Source organism: Leptothrix toolikensis (SeqCode), assembly GCF_057922285.1.
In genome coordinates this window covers 1-16,687 of the sequence record NZ_JBYSVC010000051.1, presented here as the reverse complement: position 1 = coordinate 16,687, position 16,687 = coordinate 1, and the positions used below count along the sequence as shown (strand labels likewise).

General features: G+C 64.6%; 18 protein-coding genes. 13 read left to right on the top strand and 5 right to left on the bottom strand.

Features of this window, described 5'->3' with window-relative positions:
* A partial coding sequence (locus tag AC3VI7_RS08730; RefSeq protein WP_489671463.1) for an AMP-binding protein occupies positions 1–833 on the top strand: 833 nt, incomplete at its 5' end.
* A gap of 21 nt (positions 834–854) precedes the next feature.
* Here the strand turns inward: AC3VI7_RS08730 and AC3VI7_RS08725 are convergent.
* Positions 855–1,760, bottom strand: coding sequence for an LpxL/LpxP family acyltransferase (locus AC3VI7_RS08725; RefSeq protein WP_489668328.1), 906 nt, complete (start codon positions 1,758–1,760; stop codon positions 855–857).
* Positions 1,757–2,674 (bottom strand): lysophospholipid acyltransferase family protein, encoded by a 918-nt coding sequence (locus tag AC3VI7_RS08720; protein WP_489668408.1) that lies wholly within the window; start codon positions 2,672–2,674, stop codon positions 1,757–1,759. Before AC3VI7_RS08720 ends, AC3VI7_RS08725 begins: the two co-directional genes overlap by 4 nt.
* Positions 2,675–2,832: 158 nt before the next feature.
* On the opposite strand from AC3VI7_RS08720, the gene metK reads away from it, so the two are divergent.
* The 6 genes from metK (at position 2,833) to AC3VI7_RS08690 (ending at position 9,532) form a co-directional block, all read left to right on the top strand.
* A complete protein-coding gene (gene metK / locus AC3VI7_RS08715; RefSeq protein ID WP_489668327.1) occupies positions 2,833–4,017 on the top strand; it encodes a methionine adenosyltransferase in 1,185 nt (394 codons plus the stop codon).
* Between the two features lie 72 nt (positions 4,018–4,089).
* Entirely contained in the window at positions 4,090–5,073 is a 984-nt protein-coding gene (locus AC3VI7_RS08710; RefSeq protein ID WP_489668326.1) for a complex I NDUFA9 subunit family protein, read from the top strand.
* Positions 5,074–5,094: 21 nt separating this feature from the next.
* Positions 5,095–6,348 carry a multifunctional CCA addition/repair protein gene (locus tag AC3VI7_RS08705; protein ID WP_489668325.1) on the top strand — a complete coding sequence of 418 codons (1,254 nt, stop codon included), beginning with the start codon at positions 5,095–5,097 and terminating at the stop codon, positions 6,346–6,348.
* Positions 6,349–6,507: 159 nt separating this feature from the next.
* Positions 6,508–8,037, top strand: a complete 1,530-nt coding sequence (gene adh, locus AC3VI7_RS08700) for an aldehyde dehydrogenase (RefSeq protein WP_489668324.1) — start codon at positions 6,508–6,510, stop codon at positions 8,035–8,037.
* Between the two features lie 12 nt (positions 8,038–8,049).
* The gene (locus AC3VI7_RS08695) at positions 8,050–8,415 is read left to right on the top strand and encodes a DUF779 domain-containing protein (protein WP_489668323.1); all 366 of its coding nucleotides are present in this window, start codon (positions 8,050–8,052) and stop codon (positions 8,413–8,415) included.
* A gap of 7 nt (positions 8,416–8,422) precedes the next feature.
* Entirely contained in the window at positions 8,423–9,532 is a 1,110-nt protein-coding gene (locus AC3VI7_RS08690; RefSeq protein ID WP_489668322.1) for a sigma-54-dependent Fis family transcriptional regulator, read from the top strand.
* Positions 9,533–9,535: 3 nt separating this feature from the next.
* Here AC3VI7_RS08690 and AC3VI7_RS08685 read toward each other — a convergent pair whose 3' ends face one another.
* Positions 9,536–9,727 (bottom strand): DUF2905 domain-containing protein, encoded by a 192-nt coding sequence (locus AC3VI7_RS08685; RefSeq protein WP_489668321.1) that lies wholly within the window; start codon positions 9,725–9,727, stop codon positions 9,536–9,538.
* A gap of 27 nt (positions 9,728–9,754) precedes the next feature.
* Complete coding sequence (locus tag AC3VI7_RS08680) at positions 9,755–10,894, bottom strand: class I SAM-dependent methyltransferase (RefSeq protein WP_489668320.1); 1,140 nt, start codon at positions 10,892–10,894, stop codon at positions 9,755–9,757.
* Between the two features lie 28 nt (positions 10,895–10,922).
* Here AC3VI7_RS08680 and AC3VI7_RS08675 point away from each other — a divergent pair, with 28 nt between their 5' ends.
* The 4 genes from AC3VI7_RS08675 to AC3VI7_RS08660 all read left to right on the top strand — a co-directional run bounded on the left by AC3VI7_RS08675 (position 10,923) and on the right by AC3VI7_RS08660 (position 13,823).
* Entirely contained in the window at positions 10,923–11,699 is a 777-nt protein-coding gene (locus tag AC3VI7_RS08675) for an SDR family oxidoreductase (RefSeq protein WP_489668319.1), read from the top strand.
* A 69-nt stretch (positions 11,700–11,768) separates the two neighbouring features.
* The gene (locus tag AC3VI7_RS08670) at positions 11,769–12,140 is read left to right on the top strand and encodes a dihydroneopterin aldolase (protein ID WP_489668318.1); all 372 of its coding nucleotides are present in this window, start codon (positions 11,769–11,771) and stop codon (positions 12,138–12,140) included.
* A 32-nt stretch (positions 12,141–12,172) separates the two neighbouring features.
* Positions 12,173–13,141, top strand: a complete 969-nt coding sequence (gene ttcA, locus AC3VI7_RS08665; protein ID WP_489668317.1) for a tRNA 2-thiocytidine(32) synthetase TtcA — start codon at positions 12,173–12,175, stop codon at positions 13,139–13,141.
* A gap of 10 nt (positions 13,142–13,151) precedes the next feature.
* On the top strand, positions 13,152–13,823 hold the full coding sequence (locus tag AC3VI7_RS08660) for a DUF4136 domain-containing protein (RefSeq protein WP_489668316.1): 672 nt from the start codon (positions 13,152–13,154) through the stop codon (positions 13,821–13,823).
* Here AC3VI7_RS08660 and AC3VI7_RS08655 read toward each other — a convergent pair.
* A complete protein-coding gene (locus AC3VI7_RS08655) occupies positions 13,768–14,634 on the bottom strand; it encodes a DUF6279 family lipoprotein (RefSeq protein ID WP_489671182.1) in 867 nt (288 codons plus the stop codon). The genes AC3VI7_RS08660 and AC3VI7_RS08655 overlap by 56 nt on opposite strands.
* A 133-nt stretch (positions 14,635–14,767) precedes the next feature.
* Between AC3VI7_RS08655 and glmU the strand changes: the two genes are divergently transcribed.
* A complete protein-coding gene (gene glmU, locus AC3VI7_RS08650; protein ID WP_489668315.1) occupies positions 14,768–16,165 on the top strand; it encodes a bifunctional UDP-N-acetylglucosamine diphosphorylase/glucosamine-1-phosphate N-acetyltransferase GlmU in 1,398 nt (465 codons plus the stop codon).
* Positions 16,166–16,191: 26 nt separating this feature from the next.
* Complete coding sequence (locus AC3VI7_RS08645; RefSeq protein WP_489668314.1) at positions 16,192–16,545, top strand: hypothetical protein; 354 nt, start codon at positions 16,192–16,194, stop codon at positions 16,543–16,545.
* The last annotated feature ends 142 nt before the right edge of the window (positions 16,546–16,687 follow it).

Below are 16,687 nucleotides of genomic sequence, written 5' to 3'. Positions count from 1 at the left end.
TGGGATGCAGCAATGTCCTGATCCCCAACCCGCGCGACATCCCCGGCTTGGTCAAGACGCTCAGCAAGCACCGCATCAACATGTTCCCGGCCGTGAACACCCTGTTCAATGCGTTGGTGAACCACCCTGACTTCGCCAAGCTCGATTTTTCGGGCCTGAAGGTCTGCTTTGGTGGCGGCATGTCGGTACAAAAAGCCACCGCCGACCAATGGTTCAAGCTCACCGGCTGCCCGATCGTTGAAGGCTACGGTCTGTCCGAGACGTCACCCGTGGCCACCGCCAACCGGCTCGACATCTCGGAATACTCCGGCACCATTGGCGTGCCCATCTCCAGCACCGAGGTGGTCTTGCGTGACGACGGCGGCAACGATGTCGCCCTGGGTCAACCGGGCGAAATCTGCATCCGAGGCCCGCAAGTCATGGCGGGCTACTGGAACCGCGACGATGAAACGGCCCATGTCATGTCACCGGACGGCTACTTCAAGTCCGGCGACATCGGCGTGATGGACGAGAACGGCTATGTGCGCATCGTGGACCGCAAGAAGGACATGATTCTGGTCTCAGGCTTCAACGTCTACCCGAACGAGATCGAGCAAGTCGTCAACCTGCACCCCGGCGTCTTGGAATGCGCCGTGGTCGGCGTCCCCGACGAACACTCCGGCGAAGCCGTCCGCTTGGTGGTCGTCAAACGCGACCCAAGCCTCACTGCCGAAGCCTTGGCGGCCTACTGCAAAGAGAACTTCACCGCCTACAAACGCCCCCGCAAGATCGAATTCCGCGACGCCCTGCCCAAGAGCAACGTCGGCAAGATCCTGCGCCGCGAACTGCGCTGAGCGCCGAGCCCTTCCACAACGTCAATACAACCCCGCTTCCCCTTGCGGGCGGGTTTTGAAGCGTTTGTGGACCCAGAGGTATTGGCTGGGGTTGAGGAGGATCTGGGCTTCGATCCAAGCGTTCATGCGGCGGGTGTCGGCTTCAGGGTCGTCGGTCGGGAAGTCGGCCCAGGGTTCCATGAACTGGACGCGGTAGCCTTGGCCGCCGGGCAGGATGTGGGCGATGACGGGTTGGACCACCATGTTCAAAGCCCGAGCCATGCGCGAAGGGGCCAAGAGCGTCGCCGCCGGCACGCCAAAGAAAGGCACGAAGGCGGCGTCACGCGCGCCGAAATCCATGTCGGGCAGGTTGAAAAAAGGCTTGCCTTGGCGGATGGCGCGCATCAAGCCGCGTGCGCCCTCGTTGCGGGCAAAGAGTTCCACCTTGTCAAAGCGCAGCCGCCCTTGCTTGACGGCGGCGTCAAAGACCGGGTTGCTTTGCGCTTGGTAGATCGAGCCAAAGCGCTTGTCTTGAAAGATCTGCGCTGCCGAGCCCGCCACGTCCAAGGCCAGAAAATGCGGCACCAGCCACATCACCGGGCGCTCGCTGCGCGCGGCCAAACCGACATCGCCCTCAACGTGGATCAGGCGCTGCAAGCGCTGCACCGGCGCAAACCACAGCAAGCCGCGCTCCAAGATGCTGCGCCCCAGCCAAGCGAAATGCTCGCGCGCCACGGCCACGCGCTGGGCGGGTGTCCAAGCGGGAAAACACAAGGCCAAGTTGCGCAGCGCAACGCGGCGGCGCGGTCGGCCCACTTGCCAAAGCAGAGCCCCTAAACCTCGCCCCAGCCACGCCTGCACACCCAGCGGCAGGATATGCACGCTCCAAAGCAAAGCAATCGCCGCCCAAGCCCCGAGCTTGGCCCCCCACGTCGCTGGGGCCTTCACGCCTGCGCTCCTTTGGCATCCGTATCGACCAAACTTTCCTGCGGGCGCGGATGTTTGTAGCGGTGGTAGCCCCACAGATACTGGCCCGGCAGCTGGCGAATCATGTGCTCCATGGCGCGGTTGATCACCGTGGCGCTGGCCACCGTGTAGGCCTCAACCTCAGCAGCGTTGGCCCCGCTGACCGCCGGCGGCAAGGCCTCAGGCATGGGTTCGGCATGCAAACACCAGCCGCCTCCACCCTTCAAACGCTCCCCCCGGATCAACACCACCGCTGCGCCGGTCTGTTGCACCAGCCGCGCCGCCAACGTCATGGTGTAGGCCGGCTTGCCGAAGAACGGGGCCCAAACCCCTTGACCTTCGGGCGGCACCTGATCGGGCAACAAGCCGATGGTTTCGCCCCGGCGCAGGGCGCGGATCATCTGCCGCACCCCGGCCAAGTTGGCGGGGGCCACATCGAGACCGGGGCGCTGGCGCGAGCTGCTGACCATCTCTTTCATCCACGCTTTGCGCGCCGGCCGATAAAGCGCCGTCATCGGATGTTTACCCAGGCCAAAACGCTCGGCGTAGCCTTGGCCCACCATCTCGAAGCTGCCGATGTGCGGCGTCAGCACCAGCAAGCCCTTGCCCAAGGCCAAGGCGCGCTCCACATGCTCGGTGCCCGTCCAGCAGATCTTGTCGCCCAAGGGCTCATCCACCGGCCGACTCCAAACCCACGGCAGCTCGGCGATCATCCGCCCCGACTCGGCCACCGCCGGACGGGCTTGTGCCCAAGGGACGCCAGCCAGCCGGGCGTGTTCCTGCATACGCCGCCGATAGCTGGGCGCGGCCCCATACGTCAACCAGCCCAAGGCACCGCCCACGGCGTGCAGCACGGACAAGGGCAGGCGCGAGGCACCACGAAAAAGGGTTGTGATCAGGGCCATAGAATGCAGCCTTCGCCGAGTTAAGGAACAACTTGCGGGGCGAATCACAAATGCCGCTAAAGCGTTCGCCAATCGCTCCTCACAGCATGGCGACGCACCCCACAAAGGTATTCAACGTCTATCCATCGCAAAACACAGGAGTTTATAGAGTGGCGAACGACTTCCTCTTCACATCCGAATCCGTCTCCGAAGGTCACCCCGACAAGGTGGCTGACCAGATCTCCGACGCCATCCTCGACGCGATCTTTGAGCAAGACCCGCGCTCGCGCGTCGCGGCTGAGACGCTGTGCAACACCGGCCTCGTGGTGCTGGCCGGTGAGATCACCACCAACGCGCACGTCGATTACATCCAAGTCGCGCGCGACACCATCAAGCGCATCGGCTACGACAACACCGAGTACGGCATCGACTACAAGGGTTGCGCCGTGATGGTCTGCTACGACAAGCAGAGCAACGACATCGCGCAGGGCGTGGATCACGCCTCGGACGACCACCTCAACACCGGCGCGGGCGACCAAGGCCTGATGTTCGGCTACGCCTGCGACGAGACGCCCGAGCTGATGCCCGCGCCGATCTACTACGCGCATCGCCTGGTCGAGCGCCAAGCCCAGCTGCGCAAGGACGGCCGCATGCCCTTCCTGCGCCCGGACGCCAAGAGCCAAGTGACGATGCGTTATGTGGATGGCCGGCCGCACTCCATCGACACCATCGTGCTCTCGACCCAACACGACCCGGATCAGAGCGAAACCCAAACCACCATGAAGGCGTCCTTCATCGAGGCGATCCGCGAAGAGCTGATCAAGCCGGTGTTGCCCAAAGAGTGGATCACGGCCGACACCAAGTACCTGATCAACCCGACCGGGCGTTTTGTCATCGGCGGCCCACAAGGCGACTGCGGTCTCACGGGGCGCAAGATCATCGTCGATACCTATGGTGGGGCCTGCCCGCACGGGGGCGGTGCGTTCTCGGGCAAAGACCCGACCAAGGTGGACCGCTCGGCGGCCTACGCCGCCCGCTACGTGGCCAAGAACATCGTCGCGGCGGGTTTGGCCAAGCAGTGCCAGATCCAAGTGGCCTACGCCATCGGCGTGGCACACCCGATGAACGTGACGGTCTACACCGAGGGCACCGGGGTCATTCCCGACGCCGAGATCGCCAAGCTGGTCAACGCGCACTTTGACCTGCGTCCCAAGGGCATCATCCAGATGCTCGACTTGCTGCGCCCGATCTACGCCAAAACCGCCGCCTATGGCCACTTCGGGCGCGAGGAGCCGGAGTTCACTTGGGAGCGCACCGACAAGGCGGCGCTGCTGAGAGCGGCTGCCGGGCTGTAAAGCCGGTGTAAAGAAGTCCCCACGACTTGAGGGGCGTGTTTTTACGGCATGCGGGTTGCTACGATCCCGGCCATGACTGCGCGCCCTCGTTCTCTCCTCATTCTTGGCGGCACTGGCTTTGTCGGCCGGGCCCTTCTCCACCGTTTAGCGAGTGATCCGGCCCACGCCGGCACCCGCCTCATCGTGCCGAGCCGAAGACCGGCACAAGCCAAGGCCTTGGCGATGCTGCCCGGCGTCGAGCTGGTGCGCGCCGACGTCCACGATCCCGTTCAACTGACCAAGCTGCTGGCGGATGATGCCTGCGATGCGGTGATCAATTTGGTGGCGATCCTGCACGGCAGCGCGGCGGACTTCGATCAAGTTCACGTCCAATTGGCCCGCAAGCTGGTCACGGCCCTGACCTTGGCCACCGCCCGGGCCAAGCGCCCTGAGGCGGTGCGTCTGCTGCATGTCAGTGCGCTGGGCGTGGACCCCAACGGCCCGCCCGCCCCAAGTCGTTACTTGCGCAGCAAGACCGAAGCAGAAGCCGTGCTACGCAGCGCCCTGCCCACGCAACTCACGGTGCTGCGGCCCAGTGTCATCTTTGGGGCTGAAGATGCTTTCGTGAACCTCTTTGCCGACTTGCAAGCACTCTTGCCCGTGATGCCCTTGGGGGGATCGACGGCGCGCTTCCAGCCGGTCTGGGTCGGCGATGTGGCCACCGCGTTGCAACGCTGTCTGGCCGACCCAAGCACCCAAGGCCAGACCTTCGAAGCCACCGGCCCCGAGCCGCTCAGCCTGGCCGAGATCGTGCGCTTGGCCGGCCGATGGAGCGGCTCACCCCGACCGATCCTGCCGCTGCCCGAAGCGCTGGCCCGCCTCCAAGCGGCGGCACTGGGCTGCCTACCCGGCAAACCCTTGATGTCGGGTGACAACATCGACTCGATGAAGGTGCCCAATGTCGCCAGCGGCAAGCTGCCCGGCTTGAAAGCGCTGGGCATCACACCCCGCTCCATGACCAGCGTGATGGCACCGCTGCTGGCGCGGCGCATCAAACCCCCGTCCAACTGGAACTAAGCCCAACCGGAGCCCCAACCCATGGCAGCCATGCAAATCCATTTGGTGGGCGGCGCAGTACGCGATGAGCTCCTCGGTCTGAGCGTCACGGAGCGCGATTGGGTGGTGGTGGGGGCCAGCCCCGAGCAGATGCTTGCGGCCGGCTACACCCCGGTCGGGCAAGACTTTCCGGTCTTTTTGCACCCGCGCACCCATGAGGAATACGCCTTAGCGCGCACTGAGCGCAAGCAAGGCCGGGGCTATCACGGCTTCGTCTTCCACACCGGCCAAGACGTGACGCTCGAAGAAGATCTCGCCCGGCGCGATTTGACGGTCAACGCCATGGCCCGAAGCGCCGACGGCCGCCTGATCGACCCGCTGGGCGGCGCACAAGATCTGACGGATCGGCTGCTACGCCACGTCGGCCCCGCTTTTGCCGAAGACCCGGTGCGTATCCTGCGGCTGGCGCGCTTTGCCGCCCGCTTCAATGACTTCCGCATCGCGCCTGAAACCATGCAGCTCTGCCGGCAGATGGTCGATGCGGGCGAGGTCGATGCGCTGGTGCCCGAGCGCGTCTGGCAAGAACTCTCACGTGGGCTGATGACGACCCAGCCCTCGCGCATGTTCGAGGTGCTGCGTGACTGCGGCGCGCTCAAGCGGCTGCTGCCGGATGTGGACCGGCTCTTTGGCGTCCCCCAGCGCGCCGACTATCACCCCGAGATCGATACCGGCGTGCATGTGCTGATGGTGCTGGACATGGCCGCCGAGCTTGGCGCGTCGCTGGGCGTGCGTCTGGCCTGCCTGTGCCACGACTTGGGCAAAGGCACCACCCCAGCCGATGTGCTGCCGCGTCACACCGGCCACGAAGGCCGCAGTGCCGCCCTATTGCAACCCCTGCTCAAAGGCCTGCGCGTGCCCACCGAGCTGATCCAACTGGCGGACTTGGTGGCGCGCGAGCACGGCAACATCCACCGCAGCACCGAACTGAGCCCCGAGGCCGTTGTGCGCCTGCTGGGCCGCTGCGACGCTTGGCGACGCCCCGAGCGTTTTGCCGAGACCTTGCTGGCCTGCGAATGCGACGCCCGGGGCCGAGGCGGTGACTTCAGCCGCCACGACTACCCCCAGCGCCGCACGCTGGGCCAAGCGCTGGCGCTGCTGCAAAGCTTGGATCAAGCCGCCATCGTGGCCGAAGCCCGCGCCCGAGGTGCCGAAGGCCCGGCTATCGCCCGGGCGCTGGATCAGGCCCGGGCAGCGGCTTTGAGTCAGGCGGCGGCTCAACACCCACCCAAGGTGTAGCGATACGACACAGTCGCGCAAGCACTGACTCAGGACATACCCCGAAAAACCGCCCTTTTCGGCCCCTTGGGTCACAGCAAGGGGGCGCTTCAGGTGGCGGTGCCAAGGGGGGATCGGAACAATCCGCTCACACCGACCCATCCACCCCGAGGCATCCCCATGAGCAGCACGAACACCTTGACTCTCAACGGCATCAGCGTCAGCAATCCCTACAAGGCGCGCTACGGCAACTACATCGGCGGCCAGTGGGTTGATCCGGTGGATGGTCAGTATTTCGTCAACGTCACGCCGATCACCAATCAGCCGCTGTGCGAGATCCCGCGCTCGAACGCCAAGGACATCAACCTCGCGCTCGACGCCGCCCACGCGGCCCGCGCTGCTTGGGGGGCTACCTCCACCACCACCCGCGCCAACATCCTCAACAAAATCGCCGACCGTATCGAAGCGAATCTGTCGCTGATCGCCACCGCTGAGACGCTCGACAACGGCAAGCCGATCCGCGAAACCATGGCGGCTGACATCCCGCTGGCCATCGACCACTTCCGCTACTTTGCCGGCTGCATCCGCGCCGAAGAAGGCTCGATCGGCGAGATCGATCACGACACCTACGCCTACCACTTCAAGGAGCCGCTCGGCGTGGTCGGCCAGATCATTCCGTGGAACTTCCCGATCCTGATGGCCACTTGGAAGCTCGCCCCGGCCTTGGCCGCTGGCAACTGCGTGGTGCTGAAGCCCGCTGAGCAGACCCCGGCCTCGATCCTGGTGCTGATGGAGCTGATCGGCGACTTGCTGCCGCCGGGCGTGCTCAACATCGTCAACGGCTTCGGCTTAGAAGCCGGCAAGCCGCTGGCCTCGTCGCCGCGCATCGCCAAGATCGCCTTCACGGGGGAGACCTCGACCGGCCGACTCATCATGAGCTACGCCGCCCAAAACCTGATCCCGGTGACGCTGGAACTCGGCGGCAAGAGCCCGAATGTCTTCTTTGCCGACGTGATGGACCAAGACGACGACTACTTCGACAAATGCCTTGAAGGCTTTGCGATGTTCGCCTTGAACCAAGGCGAGGTCTGCACCTGCCCCTCACGCGCGCTGATTCAGGAATCGATCTACGAGCGCTTCATCGAGCGTGCCGTGGCGCGTGTCAAGGCGATCAAGCAAGGCAACCCGCTCGACAGCAGCACCATGATCGGTGCCCAAGCCTCCGCCGAGCAGCTCGAAAAGATCGTCTCCTACCTCGAACTCGGGCGCGCTGAAGGCGCTGAAGTGCTGGTCGGCGGTCACCGCACCCTCCACGACGGCGACTTGAAGGACGGCTTCTACGTGGCACCGACGGTGTTCAAGGGCCACAACAAGATGCGCATCTTCCAGGAAGAAATCTTCGGCCCGGTGCTGTCGGTCACCACCTTCAAGGACGAAGCCGAAGCGCTGGCGATTGCCAACGACACGCTCTACGGTCTGGGTGCCGGGGTCTGGACCCGTGACGGCAGCCGCGCTTTCCGCATGGGCCGGGGCATCCAGGCCGGCCGCGTCTGGACCAACTGCTACCACGCCTATCCGGCGCACGCCGCCTTCGGCGGCTACAAGCAATCGGGCATCGGTCGTGAAACCCACAAGATGATGCTCGACCACTATCAGCAGACCAAGAACCTGCTGGTGTCCTACAGCCCCAAGGCTCTTGGGTTCTTCTAAGAAAGACCCATCATGGCAAACCGCGTGAGCGCCACGGCCGCCGCCTTGGCCCTGATTGAGACGATGGTGGCGCAGCATGGCCCTGAGCTGCTGTTCCACCAATCCGGGGGCTGTTGCGACGGCAGTGCGCCCATGCTGTTTCCACGAAACGAGTTCCCGCTGGGCGACAGTGATGTGCAACTCGGGGTGTTGGGCGGCATCCCGTTCTACATGAGCCGCTCCCAGTTCGAGTACTGGCAGCACACTCACCTCACCATCGACGCCATCCCTGGCAATGGCGGTATGTTCTCGCTGGAGCGCCCCAGTGGGCTGCGCTTTCTGACCCGCTCCCGCCTTTTTACCGACGAGGAATTTGCCAACTTGGCTCCGGTGACTTGACATCGCCATGAACAACACCGAACTGCGTGATCTGCGCCGCCACTGGCTGCGCCACGGCACCCCGCCCGAAGAAGCGGTGCTGAGTCGGCTCGGGCCCACCTTGACGGGCTCTTGGCAGCGCTGCTTTCAGTTCGGTTTGATGCCGGTGGCGCGGCGCCTGACGGAAGAGCACACCTTGGGCGGCGAGAACCTGCGCATCCGCATCGAGCAGCGCGACGTGCTGATCCGTACCGCCATCCCGACCATGGAATACCTCTACGCCCTGATCGCCGGCTCCGGCGGCGTGGTGGTGCTGGCCGACCATCATGGCGTGATCGTGCATTCGGTGGGCGACGCCGACTTCTTGCAACGCGCCGACCGCATCTTGCTGCGCCCCGGCGCGTCGTGGCTGGAACGCCACCGAGGCACCAACGCCATCGGCACCGCCTTGCATGAAGGCCAATCGGTGGCGGTCAACGGGGCCGAACATTTCTTCGAGGAAAACGGCTTTCTCACCTGCGCCGCCGCACCGATCCGGGGGCCCGACGGTCGCACGCTGGGTGTGCTGGATATTTCCTCCGACCAGCGCAGCCACCATCCGCACACCTTGGGGTTGGTGCGCACCTCGGTGCGGGCCATTGAGCGTCAGCTTTTCGCCTTGGCCGAAGAACCCCACACCTTGCGCCTCAGCTGTCACCCGCACTTGGCCGGTTTGGGCTCGATGGCGGAGGGCTGGTTGCATCTCGACGCCGACGGGCTAATCACGGCCATGGACAGCGTCGCCATGGCCATGCTGGATCTGCAACGCAACGCCATCCATCAAGTGCATCTGGCCCAAGTGTTCGTGATGGACTGGCCCAGCGTGCGCGATCAAGCCCTGCGCCAAGGCAGCAGCACCGTCGCCCTGAGCAACTTGCAAGGCCAAAGCCTTTACTTCCGCATCGACGCCAGCCGGTTCCGCCAAAAGGCCAACCCCATCCTCCCGCCCACCGAAGCCGTCGCCCCCCTCATGCCCCTGCGCGACGTCTCGCAGCGCACTGTCGAACACATGCTGCTCGAAACCCACGGCAACATCGCCGAAGCCGCCCGCCGTCTCGGCATCAGCCGCAGCACGCTGTATCGGTATTTGAAGCGGTGAGGGCTACAGCCAGCGGGCAATCAGCCAAGCGATCAGGCTCAGCAGCACGCTTGATCCGAAGGGCACGTAGAGCTCGCGGCGGCCGAGGTGCAGGGTGAAGTCGCCCGGCAGCCGGCCTAGGCCGATGCGTGACAGCCAGCCGCGCAGTCCTGAGAGCAGCACGCTGGCCAGCAGCAGGGTCAGCAGCCAGCGCATCACAGTTCCAGCCTCACAGCCCCAGCCTCACAAGGTATGGCTGCGGTCGCCGGCGGTGAAGCCTCGGGCCTCGAAGGGCGTGGCCGCAGCGGCCAAGCCGATCACCTTGAAAAGCTCGCCCATTTCGTGCTCGGTGATGAGCTTTTGGGCCGCCGCCAAGGCGGGCACGTTGCGCTGATCGCTGGCAAGCTGCAAGTCTTCGAGCAACCCGCAGTTGAAGAGAAACCGCGCCTGCGAGGTGTAGCCCAGCACCTCCATGCCAGCGTCCTGCCCTGCCAAAGCGATGGCCGTGAAATCGACGTGGACGGTGATGTCTTTGTCGCCCACAGCGGCGAGCGGATCGGTGTCGGCTTGGTGGGCACGGTGGCACATCAAAGTGCCGCCGACACGCTGCGGGTGATAGAACTCGCGCTCAGGAAAACCGTAGTCGAGGAAAAACGCTGCGCCGCGCTGCACCACCCCGGCCAGCGTGCTGATGAAGGCCGAGGCTTGGCGCGGCAGCTCAATGACCGTGCCGGGCACGAAACCACTCTCAACGGGCGGGCGTAGCGCCGTGGGTCGATCTGCCCAGACAAAAACCTGCGCTGCATCCTGACCCGCACCCAGCCCCACCCCACGCTCCAGCCACTGCGCGCCGTCCCAGTGCAGCAACACCACCGGCATGGCGTCGAGCAATTCGTTGGCGAGCACCACGCCGTCGATGCGCTCGGGCAACTGCGTCACCCAGCGCAATTTAAGAGCGTGCTGCGGCACGCGCGCCAGCACCGTTTGGCGCTGGCGCTCACGCAAGGTGCTTGAGAGATCGACGATGGTGTAGGACGTGATCTGCTCGCCCAAGGCCTCAAGCACCTGAGCCGCCAACGCGCCCGAGCCCGCGCCAAACTCCCAAAGCTCTTGGGTGCCCGTGGCCGCCAAGGCCTGCTCAAGCTGGCGCGCCACAGCCCGGCCGAACAGGGGTGAGAGTTCCGGCGCGGTGATGAAATCGCTGCCGGAACTGGGCAACGCGCCGAACTGGCGATCCCCCCGGGCGTAATAGCCCAAGCCGGGGGTGTAGAGGGCGCGCTCCATGTAGCGCTCGAAGCTGATCCAGCCGCCTTGGGTGCGGATCTCGTCGGCCAAAGCCGCTGCAAGCGGGCTGGCTACACTGGGGTTTGAAGTGGTTTGCATCGTGTTCACACCCCATTCTAGAAAGCCCATGCCCACCTCCCATCTTTCAGACCGTCCGGTGGTTCTGATTACCGGCTCGGCCAAACGCCTTGGCCGCGACATTGCCCTTGATCTGGGCCGCCACGGCTTCGACGTGGCGGTGCATTACCGCCACTCCGCCCCAGAGGCCGAAGCCACTGCGGCTGAGCTGCGCCAACTCGGTGCCCGGGCCCACACCGTCATGGCGGACTTGGCCGACGAAGCCGCTTGTCGCGCCTTGGTGCCGGCGGTGATCAGCGCGTTGGGTCGCATCGATGCAGTGGTCAACAGCGCCTCAACCTTCGAGTTCGACGACGCATCTAGCTTCAGCTACGCCACCTTAGAGCGCCATCTGCGCGCCAACACCGCGCCGGCCATCGTGCTGGCCCAAGCGCTGGCTGAGCACCTGAGCGGCACACCGCGCCAAGGGGTGGTGGTCAATTTGCTCGATCAAAAACTCTGGAATCCGAACCCCGATTTCCTCAGCTACACGCTCTCCAAAGCGGCCCTCGAATCCGCCACCGCCTTGCTGGCCATGGCCTTGGCACCGCAAGTGCGCGTGGCCGGTGTCGCGCCGGGACTGACGCTCGACAGCGCTTGGTTGCAGGGCGAGAAGTTCGCGGCGCTGCATCGCCAATCGAGTCTGCTCGGGCGCGCCTCCTCGCCGGAAGACGTGGCGCGCAGCGTACGGTTTGTGCTCGAAACCCGCTCCATCACCGGCACCACGATCTTGGTCGATGCGGGTCAGCACCTGCGACGCTTTGAGCGCGATTTTTCGATGATGTGAGCGCGCAGCCACGCGTCTTGCTTCGCCTTGCTGGCCTTGCGCCCCTTTCAGCCTGAACCCCATCCGATCATGTCCACCACACGCGGCACCCAAATCCTCACCCTCACCGGCCTGCGCTTTGACGCCAACCTCGGGGTGCTCGACCACGAGAAAACCGCGCCGCAGCCGATTGCGGTCGATGCCGAACTCAACCTCGGCACGCAGCCCCTGCGGCCCCAAGACGACGACCTGACGCACGTGCTCGATTACCGCCGGGTACGCAGCATCATCATTGAGGAATGCACCGCGCAGCATGTCAACTTGTTGGAGAGCTTGATCGGCAAAGTCGCGGCGCGGTTGATGAGCCTGCCGGGTGTCTTGGGCGTGCGCGTCAAGATCGCCAAGCTGGAAATCTTCGACGACTGCGAAGTGGCGATCCGGTTGGAAACGGGGCAGTGGTGAGCGGCGGGGCAGCGAGCAACGACAATCTCGCCATGAATACCGATCTTTCCTCCACCCTTTCTGCCGAATCCCCGACCGCTCAGGCATCTCAGGCCGACAAGCGCGCAGCGCACGAGATCAACAAGCTCTCGAAGCGCTTGCATCGTCAAGTGGGCGACGCGATCCGCGACTTCGCCATGATCGAGCAAGGCGACCGCGTGATGGTCTGCCTCTCGGGCGGCAAGGACAGCTACAGCTTGCTCGACATTTTGCTGAACTTGCAGCAACGCGCCCCGATCAAGTTCTCGATCGTCGCCGTCAATCTCGATCAAAAGCAGCCCGGCTTTCCGGCCGATGTGCTGCCGGCGTACCTCAAGAGCCGGGGCGTCGAGTTCCACATCGAAGAGCAAGACACCTACTCCATCGTCAAGCGTTTGATCCCCGAGGGCAAAACGATGTGCAGCTTGTGCTCGCGTCTGCGCCGGGGTGCGCTCTACCGCGTGGCGGGTGAGTTGGGTGCGACCAAAATCGCCTTGGGGCACCACCGCGACGACTTCCTCGGCACCATCTTTTTGAACATGTTCTTCCAAGGCCGCCTCAAAGGCATGCCGCCGAAGCTGGTGAGCGACGACGGCCGGCACACCGTGATCCGTCCGCTGGCCTACGTGACTGAAACTGATCTGGAACGCTGGGCCGAACACCGCACCTTCCCGATCATCCCGTGCAGCCTGTGCGGCACCCAAGAGAACTTGCAACGGGTGCAGATCAAACAGATGCTGCGCGAATGGGACCGCAAGCACCCGGGCCGCATCGACAACATGCATCGCGCCTTCTCCGAAGTGGTGCCCTCGCACCTCATGGACCGCAAGCTCTTCCCCTTTGAGACCATCCGCCCCAGCGGCGTGGCTGACCCAAGCGGTGACAAAGCCTTCGATGAGGACGATGAGGGCTGCGCCACACCCGGCACAATCTCAGCCACGAACACCGTCACCTTCCTGAACGAACGCATCTCATCCACCTAAGGAGGCTGCCATGCTGTCCCGCAGCACATCCATCCTTGCCGCCAGCGGTTGTTTGGCGCTCGTCTTACTCAGCGGTTGTGCCTCGCTCTATGAGGCCGAAGTGGAAGTCACCAGTTTCGGTTCTTGGCCGGAGGGCCGACCGGCGGGCCGATATGCCTTCGAGCGCCTCCCCTCCCAACGGGGTACAGGTGCTGCCGCGACCCAAGATGTGGCGGAAACCGCAGCTGCCGAAGCCCTGCTGCTGGCCGGTTTTGTCCCAGATGCCGAGGCTGCTGCGACCCTGGACCCGGATGTCGATGTCTTGGTGCAAGTTGGCGCACGCAGTGTGCGCATGCCCGCACCGTGGATGGAGCGCGGCTGGCGCGGCCAGCGCAGCCCGTGGAGTGCCGATATCTGGGGCCGGCCCTTGCGCCGACCGCTAGAGGTCGGCGTCAATCAAGGTTGGAATGGTCGCCCTTACGAGCTCCAGCAGGAGGTCGTGATGCTGCTCATCGACGGTGAGAGTCATCACATCCTGTACGAAGGCCACGCCCGCACCCGCCTGAATGGCACCCCCACCGTGCTGCGGGCGCTGTTCGCCGCCACCTTGCAGGGTTTCCCCAATCTGCCCGAAGGGCCCCGGGATGTCATGGTGTCACTGGTGCCTTTGAACCCGCCGGTGGAAGCAAGCGCACCGCGTTGAGCCCAGCAGCGGGCGCAGACGCCACCACAAAGCCCCGCAGATCATCCTGCCAACCCGCCAGGGTTTCGCCCGCATGGCGACGCTGCTCAGGCGTGGCGCTGTGATGAAAATCGGCCACCAGCTGGCAACGCTCAGTGACAAAAGCCGCCCGACTGCGGCGTGTAGCTTCGTCGCTGGGGGTGGTCTGGCGCACCAGCCAAGCCCGCACCAACGTCTGAGCGGCCTCAGCGGTGGGCAAACCCCGTCCTTGGTTCAGCTGACGCAAGACGCTCAAGGTGTCTTGCTGGTTGCGCTTGCGCTGCACCAAGGCTTGGTCGGGATCCCAGCTTGAGCGGGCCAGCGAGGCCTGAAGAGCGTCTTTCTGCGGCCGCTCCAAGCGGCCATAGAGCGTTTCCAGATTCGTGACCAAACGGTCCAACTGCGCTTGGAGGCGCTCTTGCGGGTCGGTTTGGAGATGGTCGCGCCGCCAATCCTCGTTGCTGCGCGCCATGCGGGCTTCAAGATGCGCCAGTTGCTGCGCTTGCAACGTCGGGGCGATCTCGACGATGGCCGGAGCCAGCTGGGCAAGCAGCGTGTCAGCCCACGTCTGAGCGATGGGCACCCAAGCACAGACTTGGGCGGGCGTGACCTCGCCCTGCACCTCGCGCTCGAAGCGGGCCAGCAGCGCAAGCTCCTGTGCCAAACGCTGGCTGCGGTGCCATCCAAAGCCCTGATCGAGGGCCAAGCGCACCTTGGCGGACTGCTCGGCGTTCAAGTCGAGCTGCCGATCCAGCCACCATGTGACCAGCGTTGGCCCGTTGCTGTAGCCCAAACCCAAGCTGCTGCACCCACACAACCACAGAATGCAGACACCTGTCACGGCCAAACAACACTTGCGGACCCAGCGACGCTGAAGGCTGCCGATAATCCGGGTTTTCCATATTCGCCCCAACAAGGAATTACGCATGGTGCTCGACGTCGTGATCATGGCTGCTGGCAAAGGGACACGGATGAAATCCGCCCGGCCCAAAGTGCTGCATCCCTTGGCCGGTCGGCCCCTATTGCAGCATGTCTTGGACATGGGCATCAGCCTAGGTGCTGAGCGCCTCATCACCATCACCGGCCACGGGGCGGAACAGGTCGAAACGGCCATGCGCGCGGCGCTGCCCAGCGCCCCCTTGGCCTTTGTGCGCCAAGAACCGCAGCTCGGCACCGGCCACGCCGTGCAGCAAGCGGTGCCTGAACTGCCCGAGACCGGCACCACCTTGATCCTGAACGGTGACGTGCCCTTGGTGCGGGTCCAAACGGCGCAAGCCTTGATCGACGCCTGCGCCGGCGAGCGCCTTGCACTGCTGACCGTCGATCTGGCCGACCCGAGCGGCTACGGCCGCATCCTGCGCGACGGCGAAGCCGTGCTTGCCATCAAGGAACACAAGGACGCCACGCCTGAGCAGCGCCTCATTCGCGAGGGCTACACCGGCATGATGGCCGTGCCCACAGCGCACCTGAAGCGCTGGCTGGCCAACCTGCGCAACGATAACGTCCAGCACGAGTACTACCTCACTGACATCGTCGCCATGGCGGTGGCGGATGGCGTGCCGGTGGTGGCCACCAAGGCCGGTAGCGAAACCGAAGTGCTGGGCGTCAACAGCCCCTTGCAACTGGCTGATCTGGAGCGTCGCTTCCAGCGCCAGCAAGCCGAAGCGCTGATGGAAGCGGGGGTGCGCTTGGCCGACCCGGCGCGCTTTGATCTGCGTGGCACGCTGGTTTGTGGCCGGGACGTGGAGATCGACATCAATGCGCTTTTTGAAGGCCATGTCGAGCTGGGGGACGATGTTCAGATTGGTGCCCACTGCGTGATCCGCAACGCCCGCATCGCCGCCGGGGCGGTGATCCATCCCTTCACCCACATCGACGGCGAAACGCTGGGCGTGGAAGTTGGCGAAGGCGCGTTGGTGGGCCCCTTTGCCCGCCTGCGCCCAGGGGCCAAGCTCGGCGCGAATGTCCACATCGGCAACTTCGTCGAGGTGAAGAACTCGACCATGGCCCGAGGCTCCAAAGCCAATCACCTCGCTTATCTGGGTGATGCCACGGTGGGTGAGCGGGTCAACTACGGTGCCGGCAGCATCACCGCCAACTACGACGGCGCCAACAAGCATCGCACCATCATCGAAGCCGACGTACACATCGGCTCCAACTGCGTGCTGGTGGCACCGATCATCATCGGTGCAGGAGCCACCATCGGTGCCGGCTCCACGGTCAGCAAGAGCGCCCCGGCCGGTCAACTCACGGTCGCACGTGGGCAACAAGCCAGCATCAGCAGCTGGACCCGACCCATCAAGCCCGCTAAAAAGCACGCCTGAGCCACCACGCCGAGCCCCATACCACCATGAAACCACCTGCCACCGATCCGTTGGCGCTGCCGCTGCACCCCACACACTATGAGTGTTTGAGCTTGCCTGAAGAGGTTACGGCTGCGGCACTGGCGCAGGTGGACTGGCAACATCCGCCCTTGACAGCCCCCTTGACCACGGATGCCACCCGCTGGCTGGCCTACGCCGTGCTGAGCGATCCCTTCCGGCGTGAGGTGTACGACCACTATTTGGCCCGTGAGCGGGCCAAGCTGCTGGCGGCGCAACAACGCAAAGCGTTCTGGCATCACCCCCGCCGCCGCATGCTGGTGCTGACCGTGATCTTGACCACCTTGGGAGCCGGCTTCTGGTGGTGGCTGCGCGGTGATTGAGTGCGCTGCCCGTCCCGGGCGTTAAGCGTTGCGTTGCATAGGGTTGCATAAGATGTGCGGCCGATACCGCCCACATCCTTCGTCGCACACGCTATGAACCACAGCTACCGCCTGGTCTGGAATGAAGAGCGTCAACGCCATG